Source organism: Bradyrhizobium guangxiense (genome assembly GCF_004114915.1).
GTDB classification, from domain to species: domain Bacteria; phylum Pseudomonadota; class Alphaproteobacteria; order Rhizobiales; family Xanthobacteraceae; genus Bradyrhizobium; species Bradyrhizobium guangxiense.
This window is the reverse complement of record NZ_CP022219.1, coordinates 5,893,598-5,914,131: the sequence shown is the minus strand read 5'-3', so window position 1 is coordinate 5,914,131 and position 20,534 is coordinate 5,893,598. Positions and strand designations below refer to the sequence as shown.

24 protein-coding genes are annotated in these 20,534 nt (G+C 64.3%); 17 read left to right on the top strand and 7 right to left on the bottom strand.

What is annotated here, in order from left to right; all coding sequences use genetic code 11:
* Positions 1–122: 122 nt before the first annotated feature.
* From X268_RS28385 to X268_RS28380, 3 genes are all read right to left on the bottom strand, one after another.
* The gene (locus X268_RS28385; RefSeq protein ID WP_128927983.1) at positions 123–647 is read right to left on the bottom strand and encodes an A24 family peptidase; all 525 of its coding nucleotides are present in this window, start codon (positions 645–647) and stop codon (positions 123–125) included.
* Between the two features lie 121 nt (positions 648–768).
* On the bottom strand, positions 769–909 hold the full coding sequence (locus X268_RS39670; RefSeq protein WP_164937435.1) for a hypothetical protein: 141 nt from the start codon (positions 907–909) through the stop codon (positions 769–771).
* Positions 910–986: 77 nt separating this feature from the next.
* On the bottom strand, positions 987–1,151 hold the full coding sequence (locus X268_RS28380; protein ID WP_128927982.1) for a Flp family type IVb pilin: 165 nt from the start codon (positions 1,149–1,151) through the stop codon (positions 987–989).
* A gap of 267 nt (positions 1,152–1,418) precedes the next feature.
* Between X268_RS28380 and X268_RS28375 the strand changes: the two genes are divergently transcribed.
* Positions 1,419–2,246: a sterol desaturase family protein gene (locus tag X268_RS28375; protein ID WP_128927981.1), complete on the top strand. Its 828-nt coding sequence runs from the start codon at positions 1,419–1,421 to the stop codon at positions 2,244–2,246.
* Positions 2,247–2,403: 157 nt separating this feature from the next.
* Positions 2,404–2,901, top strand: a complete 498-nt coding sequence (locus X268_RS28370; RefSeq protein ID WP_128927980.1) for a pilus assembly protein N-terminal domain-containing protein — start codon at positions 2,404–2,406, stop codon at positions 2,899–2,901.
* Positions 2,902–3,068: 167 nt separating this feature from the next.
* On the opposite strand, the gene X268_RS28365 is transcribed toward X268_RS28370, so the two are convergent.
* The 3 genes from X268_RS28365 to X268_RS28355 all read right to left on the bottom strand — a co-directional run bounded on the left by X268_RS28365 (position 3,069) and on the right by X268_RS28355 (position 5,446).
* On the bottom strand, positions 3,069–3,281 hold the full coding sequence (locus tag X268_RS28365; RefSeq protein ID WP_097659975.1) for a cold-shock protein: 213 nt from the start codon (positions 3,279–3,281) through the stop codon (positions 3,069–3,071).
* Positions 3,282–3,550: 269 nt separating this feature from the next.
* Complete coding sequence (gene infA / locus X268_RS28360) at positions 3,551–3,838, bottom strand: translation initiation factor IF-1 (RefSeq protein ID WP_024340539.1); 288 nt, start codon at positions 3,836–3,838, stop codon at positions 3,551–3,553.
* 24 nt (positions 3,839–3,862) lie between these two features.
* A complete protein-coding gene (locus tag X268_RS28355) occupies positions 3,863–5,446 on the bottom strand; it encodes a DEAD/DEAH box helicase (protein ID WP_128927979.1) in 1,584 nt (527 codons plus the stop codon).
* A 480-nt stretch (positions 5,447–5,926) separates the two neighbouring features.
* Here X268_RS28355 and urtA point away from each other — a divergent pair, with 480 nt between their 5' ends.
* The 15 genes from urtA (at position 5,927) to X268_RS28280 (ending at position 19,848) form a co-directional block, all read left to right on the top strand.
* Positions 5,927–7,255, top strand: coding sequence for an urea ABC transporter substrate-binding protein (gene urtA, locus X268_RS28350; protein ID WP_128927978.1), 1,329 nt, complete (start codon positions 5,927–5,929; stop codon positions 7,253–7,255).
* A gap of 84 nt (positions 7,256–7,339) precedes the next feature.
* Positions 7,340–8,947, top strand: coding sequence for an urea ABC transporter permease subunit UrtB (gene urtB / locus X268_RS28345; protein ID WP_128927977.1), 1,608 nt, complete (start codon positions 7,340–7,342; stop codon positions 8,945–8,947).
* The gene (gene urtC / locus X268_RS28340; RefSeq protein ID WP_128927976.1) at positions 8,944–10,113 is read left to right on the top strand and encodes an urea ABC transporter permease subunit UrtC; all 1,170 of its coding nucleotides are present in this window, start codon (positions 8,944–8,946) and stop codon (positions 10,111–10,113) included. The genes urtB and urtC overlap by 4 nt, the downstream gene beginning before the upstream one ends.
* Before the next feature lie 6 nt (positions 10,114–10,119).
* Positions 10,120–10,881, top strand: coding sequence for an urea ABC transporter ATP-binding protein UrtD (urtD, locus tag X268_RS28335; protein ID WP_128927975.1), 762 nt, complete (start codon positions 10,120–10,122; stop codon positions 10,879–10,881).
* 3 nt (positions 10,882–10,884) lie between these two features.
* Positions 10,885–11,580 carry an urea ABC transporter ATP-binding subunit UrtE gene (urtE, locus tag X268_RS28330; RefSeq protein WP_128927974.1) on the top strand — a complete coding sequence of 232 codons (696 nt, stop codon included), beginning with the start codon at positions 10,885–10,887 and terminating at the stop codon, positions 11,578–11,580.
* A 31-nt stretch (positions 11,581–11,611) separates the two neighbouring features.
* The gene (locus X268_RS28325) at positions 11,612–12,442 is read left to right on the top strand and encodes an urease accessory protein UreD (protein WP_128927973.1); all 831 of its coding nucleotides are present in this window, start codon (positions 11,612–11,614) and stop codon (positions 12,440–12,442) included.
* Positions 12,443–12,478: 36 nt separating this feature from the next.
* Positions 12,479–12,781, top strand: a complete 303-nt coding sequence (locus X268_RS28320) for an urease subunit gamma (protein WP_007605424.1) — start codon at positions 12,479–12,481, stop codon at positions 12,779–12,781.
* A 9-nt stretch (positions 12,782–12,790) separates the two neighbouring features.
* Positions 12,791–13,096: an urease subunit beta gene (locus X268_RS28315; RefSeq protein WP_092227079.1), complete on the top strand. Its 306-nt coding sequence runs from the start codon at positions 12,791–12,793 to the stop codon at positions 13,094–13,096.
* Positions 13,097–13,153: 57 nt separating this feature from the next.
* Positions 13,154–13,693, top strand: coding sequence for an HD domain-containing protein (locus X268_RS28310; protein WP_128927972.1), 540 nt, complete (start codon positions 13,154–13,156; stop codon positions 13,691–13,693).
* 34 nt (positions 13,694–13,727) lie between these two features.
* Positions 13,728–15,443 carry an urease subunit alpha gene (gene ureC / locus X268_RS28305; protein WP_128927971.1) on the top strand — a complete coding sequence of 572 codons (1,716 nt, stop codon included), beginning with the start codon at positions 13,728–13,730 and terminating at the stop codon, positions 15,441–15,443.
* Positions 15,444–15,568: 125 nt separating this feature from the next.
* Entirely contained in the window at positions 15,569–15,868 is a 300-nt protein-coding gene (locus X268_RS28300) for a putative quinol monooxygenase (RefSeq protein ID WP_128927970.1), read from the top strand.
* A 14-nt stretch (positions 15,869–15,882) separates the two neighbouring features.
* Positions 15,883–16,521 (top strand): urease accessory protein UreE, encoded by a 639-nt coding sequence (gene ureE, locus X268_RS28295; RefSeq protein WP_128927969.1) that lies wholly within the window; start codon positions 15,883–15,885, stop codon positions 16,519–16,521.
* Positions 16,502–17,230, top strand: coding sequence for an urease accessory UreF family protein (locus tag X268_RS28290; RefSeq protein WP_128927968.1), 729 nt, complete (start codon positions 16,502–16,504; stop codon positions 17,228–17,230). Before ureE ends, X268_RS28290 begins: the two co-directional genes overlap by 20 nt.
* Positions 17,231–17,270: 40 nt before the next feature.
* Complete coding sequence (gene ureG / locus X268_RS28285) at positions 17,271–17,894, top strand: urease accessory protein UreG (protein WP_128927967.1); 624 nt, start codon at positions 17,271–17,273, stop codon at positions 17,892–17,894.
* Between the two features lie 292 nt (positions 17,895–18,186).
* A complete protein-coding gene (locus X268_RS28280) occupies positions 18,187–19,848 on the top strand; it encodes a CHASE domain-containing protein (RefSeq protein ID WP_128927966.1) in 1,662 nt (553 codons plus the stop codon).
* On the opposite strand, the gene X268_RS28275 is transcribed toward X268_RS28280, so the two are convergent.
* A complete protein-coding gene (locus X268_RS28275) occupies positions 19,845–20,453 on the bottom strand; it encodes a TetR/AcrR family transcriptional regulator (RefSeq protein WP_128929418.1) in 609 nt (202 codons plus the stop codon). The genes X268_RS28280 and X268_RS28275 overlap by 4 nt on opposite strands.
* Between the last annotated feature and the right edge of the window lie 81 nt (positions 20,454–20,534).

The following is a 20,534-nucleotide window of genomic DNA, read 5'->3' as shown; positions in this document are numbered from 1 at the left end:
CACTTTCCAACAAACCGCCGCGACGCTGCCGCCGCCGTAATCGGCAGTTGACCAGCTATTCGTCAAAGCATGGTTAATGAGGCGTATCTAAATCGCCTTAACGCCGGGTTTACCCTGTGCGTTCAGCGCAGTGCGAGGTGAGCGAGATCGATCGCCTTCACCCATTCGGTCTCCGGGTAGACCATCAGCGCGCTCAGCGCGAGCGCGATGCCGTAGGGGATGCCGCTCTCCTTGGCGTGCAGCCGTGCGAGCCAGGCCTGGCCCGCCAGCCCATAGGGCAGCGGCCATTGCCGGAACTGGAGCAGCAGCAATGTCAGCGCGCCGCCGAACAGCGAGGCGTAGAGCAGGAAGTTCATCAGCTGTGCGAAGCCGAACCAGAGCGCGACGGAGGCCGCGACCTTGGCGTCGCCGCCGCCGACCCAGCCCATCGCGAAGCAGGTAAACGCCACAGCGAGGAGAAGCGCGCCGGCGCCAACATGACTCAGCATCTCGTAAGGTGCCATGCCACCGGCGAAAGCGAGCGCGAAGAAGCCCGCGACCAGCGCCAGCGACACGCGGTTCGAGATCGTCATGGTGAAGAGATCGCTCGCGGCGGCGAACGCCATCAGGGCCGGGAAGAGCAGAAGGCGCGCAAGGTCGAGGATCATGGGCTGCGTCTTGAGGCCTGGGTTTATCGCGGGGACTGGCGTCGGCGGATGCTAGCCGGCAGTGCTAAACAAACCGACAACACAGCAAGGGGCGCGGGCGCCGAAGCGGCGGAGCGCGTGCTTACCAGAGGCTGGCGATCCGTGCGGCGAGCGCGACGGTTGCAAGCAGCAGCGCAAGGCAGACCCAATAGACTGGCGAGCCGGCCTGCGCCGCCCCTGTCTGGTTCGCCGCGACTGCGGCATCGGTTCTGTACTCGCGCAACGCCACTGGAACTCGCCGTCTTCAGAAAAACAAAGGCCCCGGAGGTCCGGGGCTTTTGCCGTCGTTGGCCTGTCCGCTTACTTCAGCGAGCTGCTGATCGCGGAGAACTTGGTGTTCAGCGTGCTGCCGAGATTGTTGACGACGGTGATGATGGCCAGCGCGATGCCGGCGGCGATCAGACCGTATTCGATGGCGGTGGCGCCGGATTCATCCTTCGCGAAACGCGCAATCAAGTTCTTCATGAACAAACTCCATTGGGGTTGGATCGCCTCGTTCGGCGCCGTCTTTGACCCAATAACCATGAGAGCCGAGCTCTTTCGGTAGAGTTAATTCGATCGCGCAAACCCCCGTCTGGCGCGATGCTTTGGCCCAGAGTGAATTTCGCCTTAAGACCGCGGCTCCAATTCGCGTTGGTTCCAGATACATCGTCAGCGCGTCGGCGGTTTCACCCTCCCTTAAATTTCACGGAGTAGGCGTAAGAGAACTGGAATCCGCGGAGAGAGGCGACGATGTCGAGCCTGCCCATGCAAGTCGCCCTGATGCTCGGCGAGACTATCGTAAAGGTCGTCCCCGTCACCTTGGTGCTCGCGGCGGTCTTCACCGTGCTCGAGCATTTCTGGGCCTGCAATCCCGGCGCGCCGTGGTGGCGCAAGCGGGAGATCGTCACCGACATCTGCTACTGGTTCTTCGTTCCGGTGTTCGCCCGGACCATGCGGATCGGACTTCTGATCGTCGGTGCCAGCGTCGTCTTCAACATCCACGATGCCGACGAGCTCATTGCCTTCTACGACAACGGCCACGGCCCGCTGTCGCAGCTGCCCGTGTGGGTGCAAGCCCTGCTGTTCCTGGTGCTGTCCGATTTCATGCTGTATTGGCTGCACCGGCTTTTCCACGACGGCGGCTTCTGGAAGTATCACGCCATCCACCATTCGTCGGAGGAGATCGGGTGGATCTCCGCGGCCCGCTTCCATCCCATCAATCTCATGCTCGGGACGATCGGCGTCGACGTCGTGCTGCTGATGGCCGGCATCTCCCCGAACATCATGATCTGGGTCGGCCCGTTCACCACCTTCCATTCGGCCTTCGTCCACGCCAACCTGAACTGGACTTTCGGACCCTTCAAATATGTGCTGGCAACGCCGGTGTTCCACCGTTGGCACCACACCCCGCTCGAAGAGGGCGGCAACACCAATTTCGCCGGGACGTTCCCGGTCTGGGACGTGCTGTTCGGTACCTTCCGCATGCCAGAGGGGCGCCTGCCGCAGGATTACGGCAAGGACGAAGCGACGATCCCGAAGGAGATCGTGGGCCAATTGGCCTACCCGTTCCGCCGCTAGGACGGGGATATCGAGAGCGTAAATACCGGTCCGCTCAAACAATAGTCCCGGAGTTTGCGGAACGTTCACGAATTAAAGGCAGGTTAGTCGGGTCGGGCACCGGCTCCGCTGTTATCCGTTCGCTTCTGCCGGTTTGTGACGTCCCGGGGGTAAGAGTATGCGTAAGGAATTGCTGCGCCGTCAGGCGCGCATCTGTCTTCTGGTTGCTGCCGCAGTGCTGGCGTCGCCGGCTGCCGGCTCAGCCGAGTCCACCGCCGACACCATCGCCGTCAATGTCGACCAGGCCAAGCTGGTGCGGCTGCCAGGCAAGGTGGCGACCATCGTGGTCGGCAATCCCCTGATCGCCGACGTCACGCTCCAGCCCGGCGGCATGATCGTCGTGACCGGCAAGGGCTACGGTGCCACCAATTTCATTGCGCTCGACCGGAGCGGCGAGATTCTGGTCGATCGCCAGATCCAGGTCGAAGGCCCTAGCGACCGGCTCGTCACCGTCTATCGCGGGATCGAGCGGGAATCCTACAGCTGCGTGCCGCTTTGCCAGCGTCGCGTGACGCTCGGCGACAGCGACACCTATTTCAACAATACGATGAGCCAAGCCGGTTCGCTGAGCAGCAGCGCCAGCGGTGGCGGCAGTGGGGGCACCAAGCCCAACTAGCTGAGCGATCTGTCCTACGCGCGGCCGCGTCAAGTCACTTGCGTTGCCCTACAACGGCGTACCGTCCTCGTGCTGACATCCGCCAGCGGGCATGAATGAAAAAGGCCGTGCGCTATGCACGGCCTTCTTGTTTCTCGCGAGCCGATCGGGCCAAGCGCCCGGCCGGTTCAGCCTGCGGCGCGGAGGTTGTCTGCTGCCGATTTGCCGGAGCGGCGGTCGGCCACGACCTCGTAGGAGATCTTCTGACCTTCACGGAGCGTGCCGAGGCCGGCGCGCTCGACAGCGCTGATGTGAACGAACACGTCCTGGCCGCCATCGTCGGGCTGAATGAAGCCGAAGCCTTTGGTCGCGTTAAACCACTTCACGGTTCCCATGCTCACGGGGGTAGTCCCTTCTCAGATAACACAATGTGAGAGCCCGCTTGCGCAGGCCGGTTAGATCGAATTTTTGGAAGGGTCGTCAGCGTGTCTGAACCGGCTATACCGGTGGATGCTAATGTCGTCCGGCCGAAAATCGATAAATTCCTTTTATCGGAATTCGGGCCTCAAAACAATCCGGACGCGCACGATTTTTTGATCCGCCGCTCTGTCCGCGGCGGATCAATAAACAGGTCGGAATTTTACTGCCGCGCTCGCGCGTCGGCCCTCGGTTAGCGGCGGCGGAACTGGCCGCCGCGCTGTCCGGGCCGGGGCGGTCCGCCAGCCGTGCTGGGACGTTCGTCCTTGTGGCGGAAAATCAGCCGGCCCTTCTCCAGGTCGTAGGGCGACATCTCGACCGTCACGCGGTCGCCCGCCAGCGTCTTGATGCGGTTCTTCTTCATCTTGCCGGCGGTGTAGGCGACGATTTCGTGCCCGGCGTCGAGCTGCACGCGGTAGCGGGCGTCGGGGAGGATTTCGGTGACCAGTCCTTCGAACTGGATCAGCTCTTCCTTAGCCATGTGGGTGTCTCCAGTCGTAGACTGTTAGTTCGAATGAGGGTTGCGGTTCGGTCGGCCGGTGGGGCGGCTCTCGCGACGCAAAAAGGCAACGCCTTGTATTCCATCAGGCTTGCCGGCGCTATGCGCTGGACGCTGTTCCGACCGATCGGCTGGTGAGAAGGTCATCTTACCACCGGAACCGCGGCGGCGGCGAGACCCCTTGGAGGCCGTGTGGCCATCACCGGGCCTGCCATCAACAGGCCTGCCCTCGCCATGGCGTCCTTCGCCCGGCCGTCCGTCGCCGTGCCTGCCGCCACTGTGGTGGCGTCCCTCGGCATGTCGCTCGTCGCCACGCCGTCCGTCGCCATGCCGGGCGCCCTGCGGACGCTGGCCTTGACGGCCCGGGCGGCCCTGCCGTTGCTGCGGCGGGGGGGGACCGGCATCGCGGCGGCCGGCATCGGTGCGATGGTCTTCGCGCGGCAGCGCCACGCGGATCAGCCGTTCGATGTCGCGCAGGTAGCTGAGCTCCTCGCCGCCGGCCACCAGCGAGATCGCGGTGCCGTCAGCGCCGGCGCGCGCGGTGCGGCCGATGCGGTGAACGTAGGTTTCCGGCACGTTGGGCAGGTCGAAATTGATGACGTGGCTGATCCCGTCGACGTCGATGCCGCGGGCCGCGATGTCGGTGGCGACCAGGGTGCGGATCTCGCCCGAGCGAAACTGGGCGAGCGTGCGCTCGCGATGGTTCTGCGACTTGTTGCCATGGATGGCGTTGGCCGCGATGCCGGCCTTGGCCAGCGTCTTCACCACCTTGTCGGCACCGTGCTTGGTGCGGGTGAAGACCAGCGCCCGATTGATCGCCGCGTCCTGCAGCAGCTTGGTCAGGAAGGCGGGCTTGGCCGAGAAGTCGACCTGGAGGATGCGCTGGTTGATTCGCTCGGCGGTCGAGGAGACCGGGGTCACCGCGACGCGGGCGGGGTCGCGCAGCATGGAATCGGCGAGCTCGGCGATGTCCTTCGGCATGGTCGCCGAGAAAAACAGCGTCTGTCGCTTGATCGGCAGTTTGGCGACGATCTTACGAATGTCGTTGATGAACCCCATGTCGAGCATGCGATCGGCCTCGTCGAGCACGAGGAATTCGACGCTGGAGAGCTTCAACCCGTTGCTCTGCACGAGGTCGAGCAGGCGGCCGGGGGTGGCGACCAGCACCTCGACGCCCTGCATCAGGGCGCGGACCTGGCGGCCCATCGGCACGCCGCCGATGGCAAGCGTCGAGGACAGGCGGATGTGGCGGCCATAGGCATTGAAGCTGTCGAGGATCTGGCCGGACAGTTCGCGGGTCGGCGACAACACCAGCACGCGGGCCGTCTTCGGCTGCGGCTTGATACGATGCTCGAGCAGGCGGTGCAGGATCGGCAGTGCGAAGGAGGCAGTCTTGCCGGTGCCGGTCTGGGCGATGCCGACGACATCGCGGCCGGTCAGCGCCAGCGGAATGGTCTGAGCCTGGATTGGGGTGGGGGTGACGTAATTCTCTTCCTGAAGAGCGCGCGCGATGGGTTCGGCGAGGCCGAAGTCCTGAAACGAAGTCAAAAGTGGGGTTCTTTCCATGTCAAAAGCGAACGCCCGGCGCATCTAGCGCGGCGCGCGCAAAAGGGTGTCGAGAAGACACCTGCGTGTTTGGGGTGTCGGATGGCTTGGGAGATATGGGGCAAGCCAGAGGCCCGCAGGGGGCTTAAGAACACGCGGCTCGCTATGACCCCTTGATTCGCAAGAGATCTCACCGTTCATATGGAACATCGAGGGGGCGCTTTCAAGGCACGCTGGTCGCAAATGGCGATTGCCGTGCACAAATAGTTGTGCCGGAAATTTAGCCAGAACGGACAATTTGCTAAAATAATAATCCGCCTGCCGCTTTGGCATACATTTGGATTGCTCAAAATTTGAGCCGTCTGCTCGCCGCGAAACTTTGTTTTCCGACAGTTCTCGTCATGGAATCAAAGGCTTATTGGGTGCTTAGCCCATGGCACGGTTCTTGCGAATCCGTTAATCGCAGGCGGCCGTGGGGCCGTTTCGCAGCGTTTTTCACGTCTGCGTCAGGGAGATGAGACACTCATGCTTAGCAAATCTACTCACGATATAGCGGCGTCATTTAGCCGCCGCGGCGTGCTCGCCGCGACCGCCGGATTGATGCTCGGTCTGGCTTCATTGACTGGCGCGAAGGCCGCCGACGGGACCATCAAGGTCGGCGTGCTGCACTCCCTTTCCGGCACCATGGCCATCAGCGAGACCACGCTGAAGGACACCATCCTTTTCCTGATCGACGAGCAGAACAAGAAGGGCGGCGTTCTCGGCAAGAAGCTCGAAGCCGTCGTCGTCGACCCCGCGTCGAACTGGCCGCTGTTCGCCGAGAAGGCGCGCGAGCTGATCACCAAGGACAAGGTCTCGGTGGTGTTCGGCTGCTGGACCTCGGTGTCCCGCAAGTCGGTGCTCCCGGTCTTCAAGGAGCTGAACAACATCCTGTTCTACCCCGTGCAGTACGAGGGTGAGGAGAGCGAGCGCAACGTGTTCTACACCGGTGCGGCGCCGAACCAGCAGGCGATCCCCGCCGTCGACTACCTGATGAAGGAAGAGAAGGTGAAGCGCTGGGTGCTCGCGGGCACCGACTACGTCTATCCGCGCACCACCAACAAGATCCTGGAAGCCTACCTGAAGTCCAAGGGTGTCGCCCAGGAAGACATCATGATCAACTACACGCCGTTCGGTCACTCCGACTGGCAGACGATCGTGGCCGACATCAAGAAGTTCGGCTCGGCCGGCAAGAAGACCGCGGTGGTCTCGACCATCAACGGCGACGCCAACGTTCCCTTCTACAAGGAGCTCGGCAACCAGGGCATCAAGGCGAAGGACATCCCGGTGGTGGCGTTCTCGGTCGGTGAGGAAGAGCTCGCCGGCATCGACACCAAGCCGCTGGTCGGTCATCTCGCCGCCTGGAACTACTTCGAGTCGATCAAGACCAAGGACGGGTCGAACGAGAAGTTCATCAAGGAATGGCAGGCCTACACCAAGAATCCGAAGCGCGTGACCAACGATCCGATGGAAGCGCACGTGATCGGTTTCAACATGTGGGTGAAGGCGGTTGAGAAGGTGAAGTCGACCGATCCGGACAAGGTGATCGACGCGCTTCCCGGCATCGAGGCGCCGAACCTGACCGGCGGCGTGTCGAAGATGCTGCCGAACCACCACATCACCAAGCCGGTGTTCATCGGCGAAATCAAGGCCAACGGCCAGTTCGACGTGGTCTGGAAGACCCCGGGCCTCGTCGCGGGCGATGCCTGGTCGAAGGAGCTCGAGGGCTCCAAGGACCTGATCGGCGACTGGGTCGGCAAGAAGTGCGGCAACTTCAACACCAAGACCAACAAGTGCCTCGGTTCGGGCTCCTGATCCGGGTCTGACACTCCATTGCAAGATCGGAGAAGGCGGCGATCCCGCCGCCTTCTCCACTCATTTCTGCCGGGGTCATTCACAGTGCCAGCCCATTTGTCCGCACGCCTCTGTTCGCTTGCGCTCTCATTGTTCCTGATCGCGTTTGCGCTGCCGGCCTTCGCCGGTCCGTTCGAGGACGGGGTCGCCAAATTCGCCAACGATGATTTCTCCGACACGGAAGAGGCAATCGGTGTGGTCGCCAGCAGCGGCAACAAGCTGGCCTTTCCCATCATCAGCGCGCTCCAGGACGGCCGGTTGATGGCCGATCCGGACAGCAAGAAGGTTTACATCACCGGCGCCGACGGCAAGTCGATCGACGCCGCGACCGGCGAGGCGGTGGCCAGCGTTCCCGACAGCGCGAGCGCGGTTCGCCTCAACAACCGTCTGCGCCGCAGCGTCGATGCCGCGCTCGGCAGCATGACGCTGCAGTCGCCGGACGTTGGAACGCGGCTCCAGGCGGCGCAATCCGTCTTCAAGTCGCATGAGGAGACTGCGCTCGAGGCGGTCGATGCCGCGCTCGCCAAGGAAACCAACAAGTCGGTCAAGGCGGCGCTCGGCGAGGCCCGCGCCGCCATTCTGCTGTTCAAGGCGGACGCCTCCGAGGTCGAGAAGCTTGAGGCGGTCGCAACGCTCAAGGCGCGCGGCGACCAGGAAGCGCTGGCACTGCTCACCGGCATGGGCGAGCAGCCGGCCTCGGTGGCCAAGGCCGCCGCGAGCGCCATCGGCTCGATCCAGAATTCGCTCGCGGTCTGGTCGATGGTGCAGAATGCCTGGTACGGCCTCTCGCTCGGCTCGGTGTTGCTGCTCGCCGCGATCGGCCTCGCCATCACGTTCGGCGTGATGGGCGTCATCAACATGGCGCATGGCGAGATGGTGATGATCGGGGCCTACACCACCTTCGTGGTGCAGGAGGTGATCCGCACCCGCTATCCCGGTCTGTTCGACTATTCGCTGCTGATCGCCGTGCCCCTCGCCTTCGTCGTCGCCGGCGCGATCGGCGTGCTGATCGAGCGCAGCATCATCCGCTTCCTCTACGGCCGTCCGCTGGAGACGCTGCTTGCGACCTGGGGCCTCTCGCTGGTGCTGCAGCAGGCGGTGCGCACTATGTTTGGCCCGACCAACCGCGAGGTCGGCAATCCGTCCTGGATGAGCGGTGCGTTCGAGCTCGGCCAGATCACGATCACCTATAACCGGCTCTGGATCCTCTGCTTCACGCTGGCCGTGTTCGCGATCCTGCTCGCGATGCTGCGTTACACTGCGCTCGGCCTCGAGATGCGCGCGGTGACGCAGAACCGCCGCATGGCGGCCTCGATGGGCATCGCCACCTCGCGCGTCGACGCACTCACCTTCGGCCTCGGTTCGGGCATTGCCGGCATCGCCGGCGTGGCACTGTCGCAGATCGACAATGTCAGCCCCAATCTCGGCCAGAGCTATATCATCGACAGTTTCATGGTCGTGGTGTTCGGCGGGGTCGGCAATCTCTGGGGCACGCTGGTCGGCGCCTTCACGCTCGGCATCGCCAACAAGTTCCTGGAGCCGGTCGCCGGCGCCGTGCTGGGCAAGATCGCCATCCTGGTTCTCATCATCCTGTTCATTCAAAAGCGCCCGCGCGGCCTGTTCGCGCTCAAGGGCCGTGCGGTGGAAGCATGACCCCTCACATGCTGACGCGATCGCTGGACCGCGGCGCGACCATCTTCCTTGCCGTCGTCGCGGCCTGTGGCATCCTCATCCCGCTCTCCAACCTGCTGCTGCCCGCGGGCTCGTTCCTGCAGGTGCCGACCTATCTGGTCGCGCTCTGGGGCAAGTATGTCTGCTACGCCATCCTGGCGCTCGCGATCGACCTGATCTGGGGCTATTGCGGGATCCTCTCGCTCGGCCACGGCGCCTTCTTCGCGCTCGGCGGCTATGCCATGGGCATGTACCTGATGCGGCAGATCGGCACCCGCGGCGTCTACGGCAATCCGATCCTGCCCGACTTCATGGTGTTCCTGAACTGGCAGAAGCTGCCCTGGTACTGGTACGGCTTCGACATGTTCTGGTTCGCAGCGCTGATGGTGCTGGTCGTGCCCGGCCTGCTCGCCTTCTGCTTCGGATGGCTCGCGTTCCGCTCCCGCGTCACCGGCGTGTATCTGTCGATCATCACGCAGGCGATGACCTATGCGCTGCTGCTCGCCTTCTTCCGCAACGATTTCGGCTTCGGAGGCAACAACGGCCTCACCGACTTCAAGGACATTCTCGGTTTCAACGTGCAGGCCGAGGGCACCCGCGCGGCGCTGTTCGGGCTGAGCTGCCTCGCGTTGATCGTCGGTTTCCTGATCTGCCGCGCCATCGTCTCGTCCAAGCTCGGCAAGGTCCTGATCGCGGTGCGTGACGCGGAATCCCGCACGCGCTTCCTCGGCTATCGGGTCGAATCCTACAAGCTGTTCGTGTTCACGGTGTCGGCCTGCATGGCCGGTGTCGCTGGCGCGCTGTACGTGCCGCAGGTCGGCATCATCAATCCAAGCGAATTCGCGCCGGGCAATTCGATCGAGGCGGTGATCTGGGTCGCGGTCGGCGGCCGCGGCACGCTGGTCGGCGCCGCGCTCGGCGCGGTCGTCGTCAACTACGCCAAGACCTTCTTCACCTCGGGCGTGCTGGCGCCGTACTGGCTGTTCATGCTGGGCGCGTTGTTCATCCTGGTGACGCTGCTGCTGCCCAAGGGCATCGTCGGCACCTTCAACGCCTGGTGGGATCAGTCGAAGGACAAGCGCAACGCCACGACCATGGCGAGTGCTGCGGCCGAGGACGGCGTCACCGAACCCAAGATGGCGGAGTAGGCGCACATGAACGTCATGGACAATCGCGCGACCTCCGCGATGCTCTATCTCGACGGCGTGCACGTCTCGTTCGACGGCTTCCACGCCATCAACAATCTGTCGCTGACGCTCGCGCCCGGCGAGATGCGCGCCATCATCGGCCCGAACGGCGCCGGCAAGACCACGATGATGGACATCATCACCGGCAAGACTAGGCCCGACGAGGGTACGGTTCTGTTCGACGGCGTCACCGATCTGACGCGGCTGGACGAGACCCGCATCGCCGAGCTCGGCATCGGCCGCAAGTTCCAGAAGCCGACCGTGTTCGAGAGCCAGAGCGTGCAGGACAACCTCCTGCTCGCGCTCAATGTCGACCACAGTGTCAAGGGCACGCTGTTCTGGCGCGGCAGCAAGGCCGAGTCCGAGCGCATCGACAAGGTGCTGGAGACGATCCGCCTCACCGACGCCCGCAACCGTCTCGCCGGCAGCCTCAGCCACGGCCAAAAGCAATGGCTGGAGATCGGCATGCTGCTGGCGCAGGACCCGAAGCTGCTCCTCGTCGACGAGCCCGTCGCGGGAATGACCGACGTCGAGACGCATCTTACCGCCGAGCTCTTGAAAGAGATCAACAAGACCCACACCGTGATGGTCGTCGAGCACGACATGACCTTCGTGCGCGAGCTCGGCGTCAAGGTCACCTGCCTGCACGAGGGCACGGTGCTCGCGGAAGGAACCATCGACCAGGTCTCGTCCAACGAGCGGGTCATCGAAGTCTATCTGGGACGCTGAGCGATGCTTGAGGTCAAGGACATCAATCTGTTCTACGGCGCTGCGCAGGCGCTGCGCGGCGTCTCGATTTCGGCCGAGCCGGGCAAGGTGACCTGCGTGCTCGGCCGCAACGGCGTCGGCAAGACCTCGCTCTTGCGCGCCATGGTCGGGCAATATCCGATCTCGTCGGGCGCGATCGTGCTCGACGGCAGCGACATCACCGGCCTCAAGCCTTATGAGCGCGCCCGCAAGGGCATCGGCTTCGTGCCGCAGGGGCGGGAGATCTTTCCGCTGCTGACGGTCGAGGAGAACCTCAAGACCGGCTTCGGCCCGCTCAAGCGCGAGGACAAACACATCCCGGACGACGTGTTCTCGCTCTTCCCGGTGCTGCAATCCATGCTCGGCCGGCGCGGCGGCGATCTCTCCGGCGGCCAGCAGCAGCAGCTCGCGATCGGGCGCGCACTGGTGATGCGGCCGAAACTGCTGCTGCTCGACGAGCCGACCGAGGGCATCCAGCCTTCGATCATCAAGGACATCGGCCGCGCCATCTCGTACCTGCGCAATCTCGGCAACATCGCCATCGTGCTGGTCGAACAATATCTCGACTTTGCCTGCGAACTCGGCGACAGTTTTGCGGTGATGGATCGCGGCGCGGTGAAGTTCACCTGTGACCGCTCCAATCTCGATCCGGCCGAGATCAGCCGCCAGATGGCGCTGTAGGCCATTCTGCCGCGACCGGCTGGGGAGGCGGATGCGCAGCGACGTTTCAATCCTGTCAGGGGTGTTCGAGGCAAACCGCGCCCGTGGCGCGGTGCGCTTCGAGGTGCACGCGCGAGACGGCGTGACGCGTCGCGGAGCCTTGCATGAATCCGGCTCCTTGCGCGTGCGCTTTCCCTCGCCGGAAGGCGAGGGGCTGTCCGGCGTGTTCGTCAACACGGCCGGCGGGGTTGCTGGTGGCGACCGCTTCGATATCGACATCACGGCGGGCCAGGACTCGCGCCTGACGCTGACGACCGCAGCCGCCGAAAAGATCTACCGAGCGCCCGGGGCGGCGGCCCAGCTCGATATCGCCTTGAAGGTCGATGCGGGGGCGCATCTCGCCTGGCTGCCGCAGGAGACCATCCTGTTTGACCGCGCCCGCGTCCATCGCCGCTTCGACATCGTGCTCGACGAGGCGGCCTCACTCCTGCTCTGCGAGATCGTCGTGTTCGGCCGGACCGCCATGGGCGAGCGAATGGAGCAGGGCGAGTTCGTCGACCGTTGGCGGCTGCGTCGGGGTGGCCGGCTGGTGTTCGCCGAGACGGTCCGGCTCGACGGCAATGTCGGCGCAAAACTCGCCCGATCCGCCGTTGCCAAAGGCGGTGCTGCGATTGGCACGGCGCTGATGGTCCCCGGCGACGAGGCCCTGGTCGAGAGAATCCGCGAGGCCTCGGACTCTTTCGTCGGCGAGGTCGGAATCTCGGCGTGGAATGGCTTTGCAATGGTGCGGTTCTGTGCCCAAGATGCGGCGCGCTTGCGCGCCGACATGATGGCCGTGCTGGCGCGCACCGGCGCGGCGCTGCCGCGGCTCTGGCTGAACTGATGACGGAATTGACGTGTTGAACGGAAGAGATTCTTCATGAACCTGTCTCCCCGCGAAAAGGACAAGCTTCTGATCTCGATGGCGGCGATCGTGGCCCGCCGCCGGCTGGACCGCGGCGTCAAGCTCAACCATCCCGAGGCGATCGCCATCATCTCCGATTTCATCCTGGAAGGCGCGCGCGACGGCCGCACCGTCGCCGAGCTGATGCAGTCCGGCGCGCAGGTGCTGACCCGCGACCAGGTGATGCCGGGAATTCCCGAGATGATCCACGACATCCAGGTCGAGGCGACCTTTCCTGACGGTACGAAGCTCGTCACCGTCCACGAGCCGATCCGATAGGAGCAGAGCATGATCCCCGGTGAACTCTTCATCCAGGACGGCGAGATCGAACTCAATGCCGGCCGCAAGACCGTAACGCTGACGGTTGCCAACACCGGCGACCGGCCGATCCAGGTCGGTTCGCACTACCATTTCTTCGAGACCAACCCGGCGCTGAAGTTCGATCGCAAGAAGTCCCGCGGCATGCGCCTCGACATCGCCGCCGGCACCGCCGTCCGCTTCGAACCCGGCCAGACCCGCGACGTGCAGCTCGTCGCCCTGGCCGGCAAGAAGACCATCTACGGCTTCCGCGGCGATGTGATGGGGAAGCTGTGAGCTCCACAGGAACGGGCACGGCGCGGCACGGTTGAGGCGGAAACGGAGGTATTTCCCATGCTCTCGCCCATCCGCCTCATCTGCGAAGCTGCCGAGCTCGCCGCGCATCGTCACAACGGCATGGCGCGCAAGGGGCGCGGCAATGAGCCCTATATCAATCACCTCGCCGAGGTCGCGAACCTGCTCGCCACCGCGACCGACGGCGCGGACGCCGAACTCGTTGCAGCCGGCTGGCTGCACGATTCGATCGAGGACACCGACACCACGCGCGAGGAGCTCGCGCAGAAATTCTCGGATCGTGTCGCCTCTCTCGTCGCCGAGTGCACCGACGACATGAGCTTGCCGAAGGCAAAGCGACGGCAGAAGCAGATCGCGGACGCGCCCCACAAATCGCCGGGCGCCAAGCTGATCAAGATCGCAGACAAGATCAGCAACACGCAGGCGCGCATTCAAACCGATCCGAGCGCCGAGGAGCGCGAGGATCTCGCCGACTACGTCGCGTGGGCGACGCAGGTCGTGGCGGGGGGCCGCGGCGGCAACGCGTGGCTCGATACGACATTCGACGATGCCGTCAAAGCAGCAAGGGCCTTGCTGTGACCAACCAGACATTCAAACGCAAACGGGGCTTGTGATGTCCGTCAAGATGAAGCGTTCCGTCTATGCCGACATGTTCGGCCCGACCACCGGCGACAGGGTGAGGCTGGCCGACACCGACCTCATCATCGAGGTCGAGAAAGATTTCACCACCTATGGCGAGGAGGTGAAGTTCGGCGGCGGCAAGGTGATCCGCGACGGCATGGGCCAGTCGCAGGTGACGAACCGGCAGGGCGCGGCCGATACCGTCATCACCAATGCGCTGATCGTCGACCATTGGGGCATCGTGAAGGCCGACGTCGCCATCAAGGACGGCATGATCTCCGCGATCGGCAAGGCCGGCAATCCCGACATTCAGCCCGGCGTCACCATCATCATCGGCCCGGGCACCGACGTGATCGCGGGCGAGGGCAAGATTCTCACCGCCGGCGGCTTCGACAGCCACATTCACTTCATCTGCCCGCAGCAGATCGAGCATGCGCTGATGTCTGGCGTCACCTCGATGCTGGGCGGCGGCACCGGCCCATCGCATGGCACTTTCGCCACGACCTGCACGCCGGGGCCCTGGCACATGGGGCGGATGATTCAGTCGTTCGATGCCTTCCCGGTCAATCTCGGCATCTCAGGCAAGGGCAACGCATCGCGGCCGGCCGCGCTGGTCGAGATGATCAAGGCCGGCGCTTGCGCGCTGAAGCTGCACGAGGATTGGGGCACCACGCCGGCGGCGATCGACAACTGCCTGTCGGTCGCCGACGCTCACGACATCCAGGTGATGATCCACACCGACACGCTGAACGAATCCGGATTCGTGGAGGACACCATCAAGGCGTTCAAGGGCCGCACCATCCATGCCTTCCACACCGAAGGCGCCGGCGGCGGTCACGCTCCTGATATCATCAAGGTCGCCGGCCTGAAGAACGTGCTGCCGTCCTCGACCAACCCGACGCGCCCCTTCACGCGCAACACCATCGACGAGCATCTGGACATGCTGATGGTGTGCCACCACCTCGATCCCTCGATCGCGGAAGATCTGGCCTTTGCCGAGAGCCGCATCCGGAAAGAGACCATCGCCGCCGAAGACATCCTGCACGACCTCGGCGCCCTCTCGATGATGTCCTCGGACTCGCAGGCCATGGGTCGCCTCGGCGAGGTCATCATCCGGACCTGGCAGACCGCCGACAAGATGAAGAAGCAGCGCGGGCAGCTAGCCCAGGACAAGGGCAAGGACAACGACAATTTCCGCGTCAAGCGCTACATCGCCAAGTACACCATCAATCCGGCGATTGCGCATGGCGTGTCGAAGCTGATCGGCTCGGTGGAGAAGGGCAAGCTCGCCGATCTCGTGCTGTGGTCGCCGGCGTTCTTCGGCGTCAAGCCGGACTGCATCGTCAAGGGCGGCACGATCGTCGCAGCGCCGATGGGCGATCCCAACGCCTCGATCCCGACGCCGCAGCCGGTGCATTACCAGCCGATGTTCGGCGCCTTCGGCAAGGCGCGTACGGCATCGTCCGTGGTGTTCACCTCGAAAGCCGCGATCACCGGCGGCCTGGCGCGAAAGCTCGGCATCGAGAAGAAGCTCTATGCCGTCCAGAACACCCGCGGCAGGATCTCCAAGAAGAGCATGATCCACAACGATGCCACGCCCAATATCGAGGTCGACCCCGAGACCTATGAGGTGCGCGCCGATGGCGAATTGCTCACCTGCGCCCCGGCGGAGGTGCTGCCCATGGCACAGCGATATTTCATGTACTGAAATAGCGCCTCGACGCATGTCCCGGGGTATCCGGGGACGGCTTTTCCGGTTTTGCGTTCGATCCAGCCTGGTCTAATGTCCCGCCCGGTATCTAACCCTGAGAAGAAAAGCCGGGAGGATTTCTCGTGATCTACGTCGTTGCCACCTTGACCATCAAGCCCGAAACGCGCGCCGAATTCATTGCAGCGGCCACCGCCTGCATCAAGGAGACGCGGAAGGAGCCCGGCAATATCGCCTATGACCTGCATGAGAGCGTCACCGACCCTGCCAAGATGGTGTTCGTCGAGCAGTGGGAGAACGCCGAGGCGCTGGTGCCGCATCGGGCGATGGAGCACATGAAGACGTTCGGCCGCGTGGCGGTGAAGTGCTTCACGGCGCCGCCGAAGATCGAGGTGATCACGCCCGCGAAGGTCGAGACACGGTAACGGGGTAAAAGCGCATGATCCGGGCGACGCAGGTCAAGGGACAACACCGCTTCACGGAAGCGCCGGTGGACACGGTCGTGCTCGATTTCGACGATCGGCACCGCCGCCGCATGGCGATGACGGGTACGCGGGGTCTCGAATTCCTGCTCGACCTGGAGCATGCCGTTGCGCTCCGCGGCGGCGATGCGCTGGTGCTGGAGGATGGAAGGCTGATCGAGGTGGTCGCGGCGCCCGAGCCGCTGCTGGAAATCCGCGGCCGTGATCCGCACCACCTCATCCGCGTCGGCTGGCATCTCGGCAACCGCCATCTGCCGACCCAGATCATGGCCAAAGCCTTGCGCATTCGCCGCGATCACGTCATCGAGGCCATGGTGAAGGGCCTCGGTGCGCGCGTGATCGAGATCGAAGCGCCGTTCGATCCCGAAGGCGGCGCCTACGCAGATGCCGGTCACGCGCATGGGCACGACGACCACGCGCATCACGATCACGGCCATCATCATGATCATGGTCACCATGATCACCACGGCCATGATCACCAACACCATGGTCATGCCGCCCATGACCATGGCCACGACCATCACCATCACCACGACGAGCATTGCGACCATCCCGACCATCACCACGGCCACAAGCATGCTCATGACCACAAGTGAGCCGGTCGGCGCCGATGGCCTCGACGAGAGTGAGGCGGCGGCGCTGTACCGGCTGATGACCTGGCTGTCGCCGGCATTCCCGGTTGGCGGATTTTCCTATTCCAGCGGCATCGAATGGGCGGTCGAGGCGGGCGACATCGTCGACACGGCGACGCTGAGCGATTGGCTCGACGCGATGCTCGGGGACGGCCCCGGTTTTTGCGACGCGACGTTTCTGGTCCACGCCTATCGCGCCGCGGAGGCGGGCGACAAGACGGCTTTGAACGATGTCGCCGAGCTCGCCGCGGCCTTCGTGCCTTCGCGTGAGCGGCAGTTGGAGACGAGCTCGCAAGGCCGCGCCTTCATCGACATCGCACGCGCCGCGTGGGATGCCGACGGGCTGGATGCCATGGTGTCGGCATGCCGCACGCCACCAGTTTATCCCGTCGCCGTCGGCGTTGTCGCGGCTCAGCACCGCGTTGCACTGGCGCCGACGCTGCACGCCTTCCTGCATGCGCTGGTCTCGAACTGGATCTCTGCGGCCAGCCGCCTCGTTCCCCTCGGTCAGACCGACAGCCAGCGCGTGCTGGTGAGGCTAGAAGCCGCCGTCGCCGCGACTGCCAATCGCGCGCTGAATGCGACCTTGGACGATCTCGGCAGCGCAACCTTCCGCGCCGATCTCGCCAGCCTGCGGCATGAGGCGCAATATACGCGGCTGTTCCGGTCGTGAGAGCGCCGCGCCTTTGACCCATCGAGAGAAAGCGAACACCATGTCGAAATCTCACGGCCCCTTGCGTGTCGGTGTCGGCGGTCCGGTCGGATCGGGCAAGACCCAGCTGATGGACCTGCTCTGCAAGAGCATGCGCGACCGCTACGACATCGCCGCGATCACCAACGACATCTACACCAAATGGGATGCGGAGTTCCTGGTGCGTTCGGGTTCGCTGACGCCGGACCGCATTGCCGGCGTCGAGACCGGCGGCTGTCCGCACACCGCGATCCGCGAGGATGCCTCGATGAATCTCGCCGCTGTGGCGGACATGCGCGCCAAGTTTCCCGGGCTGGACCTCGTGCTGATCGAGTCGGGCGGCGACAATCTCGCTGCCACTTTTTCCCCGGAGCTGGCCGACCTCACCATCTATGTGATCGACGTGGCGGCCGGCGACAAGATCCCGTCCAAGGGCGGTCCCGGCATCACCCGGTCCGATCTTCTGGTCATCAACAAGATCGACCTCGCCCCCCATGTGGGCGCCTCCCTGGAGAAGATGGACACGGACGCCAAGCGCATGCGCGGCGAGCGTCCTTTCGTCATGACCAACCTGAAGAAGAGCGAGGGGCTGGACCGCATCATCGGCTTCATCGAGGCCAAAGGCGGCCTGAAACGGGCCGGCTGACGGCGCGACGACTTGGCGCACGCGTTTTTCGCCGTTAACCCTGGGCTCAGGCCGCAACGACGGAACAAATTTCGGACACGGCGATTGACTACCTCCGGCGCCCGGGCAATTCCCCGGCCAGACCATCGGCCGGGCGGATTAAGCTTTCCAGGCGACCTACGTTGCGTACCGATGCCTCCTCCTCCATTATCTCTGCCACTGGGGTTCACCCTGTTTCGGCACATGGCCGTTCGAGCGGCATTCATATGCTCCTTGTTTATTGCCGACCTCCTGCTTTCGCCTGAGTAGTCGCGTGGTCCGGCTGGGTTTCATCATCGGTTTCATCGCTCTGCTCGGAGCCTTGCTCTCAGGGCTTGCGGCCTATCGTGTCCACGACCAGGAGCTGGCGCTGGACCGGATCGCGCTCGCGCGTGCGATCGACGTCCACGCCAGCCTGGTTCAGGATCGGCTCACCGAGCGCGAACTGCTCGCGCGCGTCGCCTCAGGCCTGTTCCGCACACCATCCGTGATCAAGCCGAACATGCTGGAGCCGCTGCGCTCGGCCATCTACGCCTTCAAGACGGATTTCGTGGTGGCCGGCTGGATCGCCCGGCTGAAGCCGAACGAGCTCAACGCGGCGCAGGCTGCCATTGGCGGCGCCGGCTTCCCGAATCCGAAGATCCGCACCTTCGACGACAAGCCGATCATTCCGGCCGAGATCACCCAGCCGATCGACGTGCTGCTGGATCTCGAACCGCGCAGCGACGAGACCAAGGCCCTGCCGGGCCGGAGTTACGACCAGGACCAGGTTCGCAGCGCCATGCTGACCCGCGCCCGCATCGAGAAGAGGTCGGTGGCTTCGGACCCGGTTCCGCTGTTGCGCGCAAATGGGCCGGTCGGCGTCATCGTGGCCGCGCCCGTCATTCCCGAGGGAGCGACCGAGCCGGCCGGGTTCGTCACGTTTTCCTATGAGCTCGCCTCGCTGATGTTGACCAATGACGACATGTCGTTGTTCTCGGTCGCGCTCAGGGATCCGCGCAAGGAAGGCGGCGAGCTGATCGCCAACGACCAGGGCGTGGTCTCGACGCGCATGGCGGCGGCGGACGGACCGGTGCCGTCGGCGACGCGCACGGTGAGCTTCGGTGGCCGTGATTGGCAACTCGGCTATTACGCGAAGACCAACTCGGTGCGCCGTGCCGAGCAGACTGCGATCATCGTGGCGGCGATTGGCTTTGCGATCACCGCGATGGTGTGCGGCCTGTTTGGTTATGTCGCCTACAACAATCTGCGGCTCAGCCGGGAAATCCAGGTCAGAATCGGGTTCGAGCGCCGGCTGACGGCGGTGATCGACGAACTCAACCACCGGGTCAAGAACATCCTTGCGGTGATCCAGTCGATCGTGACGCGTACTCTGCGCCACGGCTCGGATATCGACGTCGCCCGCGAGCTCCTGATCGGGCGCATCCATGCCATGTCCAACGTGGTCTCGCTGCTCAGCGAGAGCCAGTGGCAGGGGGTCAAGCTGAAGGGCCTGTTCGAGGCGCGTGCCATCCCGCATGCCGACCGCATCGCCGTCACCGGTCCCGATATCGCGGTCAGCGCGCGTGCGGCGCAGAGCCTCTCGCTGCTGTTCTTCGAGCTTGCCTCACATTCCGACGAGGGCCTGTCGCTGGTCGGAAAGCATCCGCACATCACCGCGAGCTGGACGGTGACGGGCGAGAATCCCGACGAGATCTTCCAATTCCGCTGGGAGGAGTTCAACACCAGCGAGGCGACGCGCCGCCCCGATTCCGATTTCGGCCTGATCCTGCTCGACCGTGTCGCCCCCGAGGCGCTCGGCGGCACCGCCAAGCGCTATTTCACCGACGTCTCCTACGTCTATGAGCTGACTGCGCCGATGGAGACGGTGGTCGACATGACCGAACGTGACCGCACCGACAAGATCTCGGCCCCGGTGCGGCCCGCGCGCAGCTAACTCTTCGGCCGCAACACCAGATTGACGAGGTTGCGCGCGTAGCCAGGTGTGATCGGCGCGATGCCGAAGACGTAGCGGTAGAACAGGCCGCCGTAGATCGCGTCGTAGAGATCCTCAGCCGGCCCTTCGGCCAGGATGCTGCCGTCGTTCTGGCCCGCCGCGATCATCTCCACCAGCGCGTCGCGACGGAACTGCAGATAGCGGGCGTAGAACAGCTCGGCAGAGCCGGTCTTGGAAATGCATTCGGAGATGACGGCGAGCTGCACCTTGCCGAACTCACCCTGGAGGGCCTCGGCATAGGCCGCGGCATGACGGCGCGCACGCGCCGCGGGGCTGCCGGAGCTCACCGGGGGCAGCGGCAGCATCTGCGCGGCATGTTGAAGAAAGGCGTCGATCAACAGCGCCTCGCGGGACGGCCACCATTTGTAGATCGTCATCTTGGAGACGCCGGAGTGTCGGGCGACCGCGTCGATGGTGGTGGCGGCAAGGCCGGTGGAAGCCATCAGCGCATAGGCGCTTTCGAGAATGGCGTTGCTGGTCTCGATCGATCGCGGCCGGCCGCGCCGGGGGGCGCTGTCGGCCCTGTCCCCCCCGCCATTCGCCATCACCACGCCCGGTCTCCTCGCGCAAGCCGCTCCTGCTCCGGGATAGCGCAGCCTCGACGGCCGGCCTAGGGAAATCGGAAC

Bases quoted from the DNA above. Each gene is read 5' to 3' on its own strand.
- X268_RS28385 (WP_128927983.1), bottom strand. From the start codon at position 647: ATGATCCTCGACCTTGCGCGCCTTCTGCTCTTCCCGGCCCTGATGGCG.
- X268_RS28380 (WP_128927982.1), bottom strand. From the start codon at position 1,151: ATGAAGAACTTGATTGCGCGTTTCGCGAAGGATGAATCCGGCGCCACC.
- X268_RS28375 (WP_128927981.1), top strand. From the start codon at position 1,419: ATGTCGAGCCTGCCCATGCAAGTCGCCCTGATGCTCGGCGAGACTATC.
- X268_RS28370 (WP_128927980.1), top strand. From the start codon at position 2,404: ATGCGTAAGGAATTGCTGCGCCGTCAGGCGCGCATCTGTCTTCTGGTT.
- infA (WP_024340539.1), bottom strand. From the start codon at position 3,838: ATGGCTAAGGAAGAGCTGATCCAGTTCGAAGGACTGGTCACCGAAATC.
- X268_RS28355 (WP_128927979.1), bottom strand. From the start codon at position 5,446: ATGCGCCGGGCGTTCGCTTTTGACATGGAAAGAACCCCACTTTTGACT.
- urtA (WP_128927978.1), top strand. From the start codon at position 5,927: ATGCTTAGCAAATCTACTCACGATATAGCGGCGTCATTTAGCCGCCGC.
- urtC (WP_128927976.1), top strand. From the start codon at position 8,944: ATGACCCCTCACATGCTGACGCGATCGCTGGACCGCGGCGCGACCATC.
- urtD (WP_128927975.1), top strand. From the start codon at position 10,120: ATGAACGTCATGGACAATCGCGCGACCTCCGCGATGCTCTATCTCGAC.
- urtE (WP_128927974.1), top strand. From the start codon at position 10,885: ATGCTTGAGGTCAAGGACATCAATCTGTTCTACGGCGCTGCGCAGGCG.
- X268_RS28325 (WP_128927973.1), top strand. From the start codon at position 11,612: ATGCGCAGCGACGTTTCAATCCTGTCAGGGGTGTTCGAGGCAAACCGC.
- X268_RS28320 (WP_007605424.1), top strand. From the start codon at position 12,479: ATGAACCTGTCTCCCCGCGAAAAGGACAAGCTTCTGATCTCGATGGCG.
- X268_RS28315 (WP_092227079.1), top strand. From the start codon at position 12,791: ATGATCCCCGGTGAACTCTTCATCCAGGACGGCGAGATCGAACTCAAT.
- X268_RS28310 (WP_128927972.1), top strand. From the start codon at position 13,154: ATGCTCTCGCCCATCCGCCTCATCTGCGAAGCTGCCGAGCTCGCCGCG.
- ureC (WP_128927971.1), top strand. From the start codon at position 13,728: ATGTCCGTCAAGATGAAGCGTTCCGTCTATGCCGACATGTTCGGCCCG.
- ureE (WP_128927969.1), top strand. From the start codon at position 15,883: ATGATCCGGGCGACGCAGGTCAAGGGACAACACCGCTTCACGGAAGCG.
- X268_RS28290 (WP_128927968.1), top strand. From the start codon at position 16,502: ATGCTCATGACCACAAGTGAGCCGGTCGGCGCCGATGGCCTCGACGAG.
- ureG (WP_128927967.1), top strand. From the start codon at position 17,271: ATGTCGAAATCTCACGGCCCCTTGCGTGTCGGTGTCGGCGGTCCGGTC.
- X268_RS28275 (WP_128929418.1), bottom strand. From the start codon at position 20,453: ATGGCGAATGGCGGGGGGGACAGGGCCGACAGCGCCCCCCGGCGCGGC.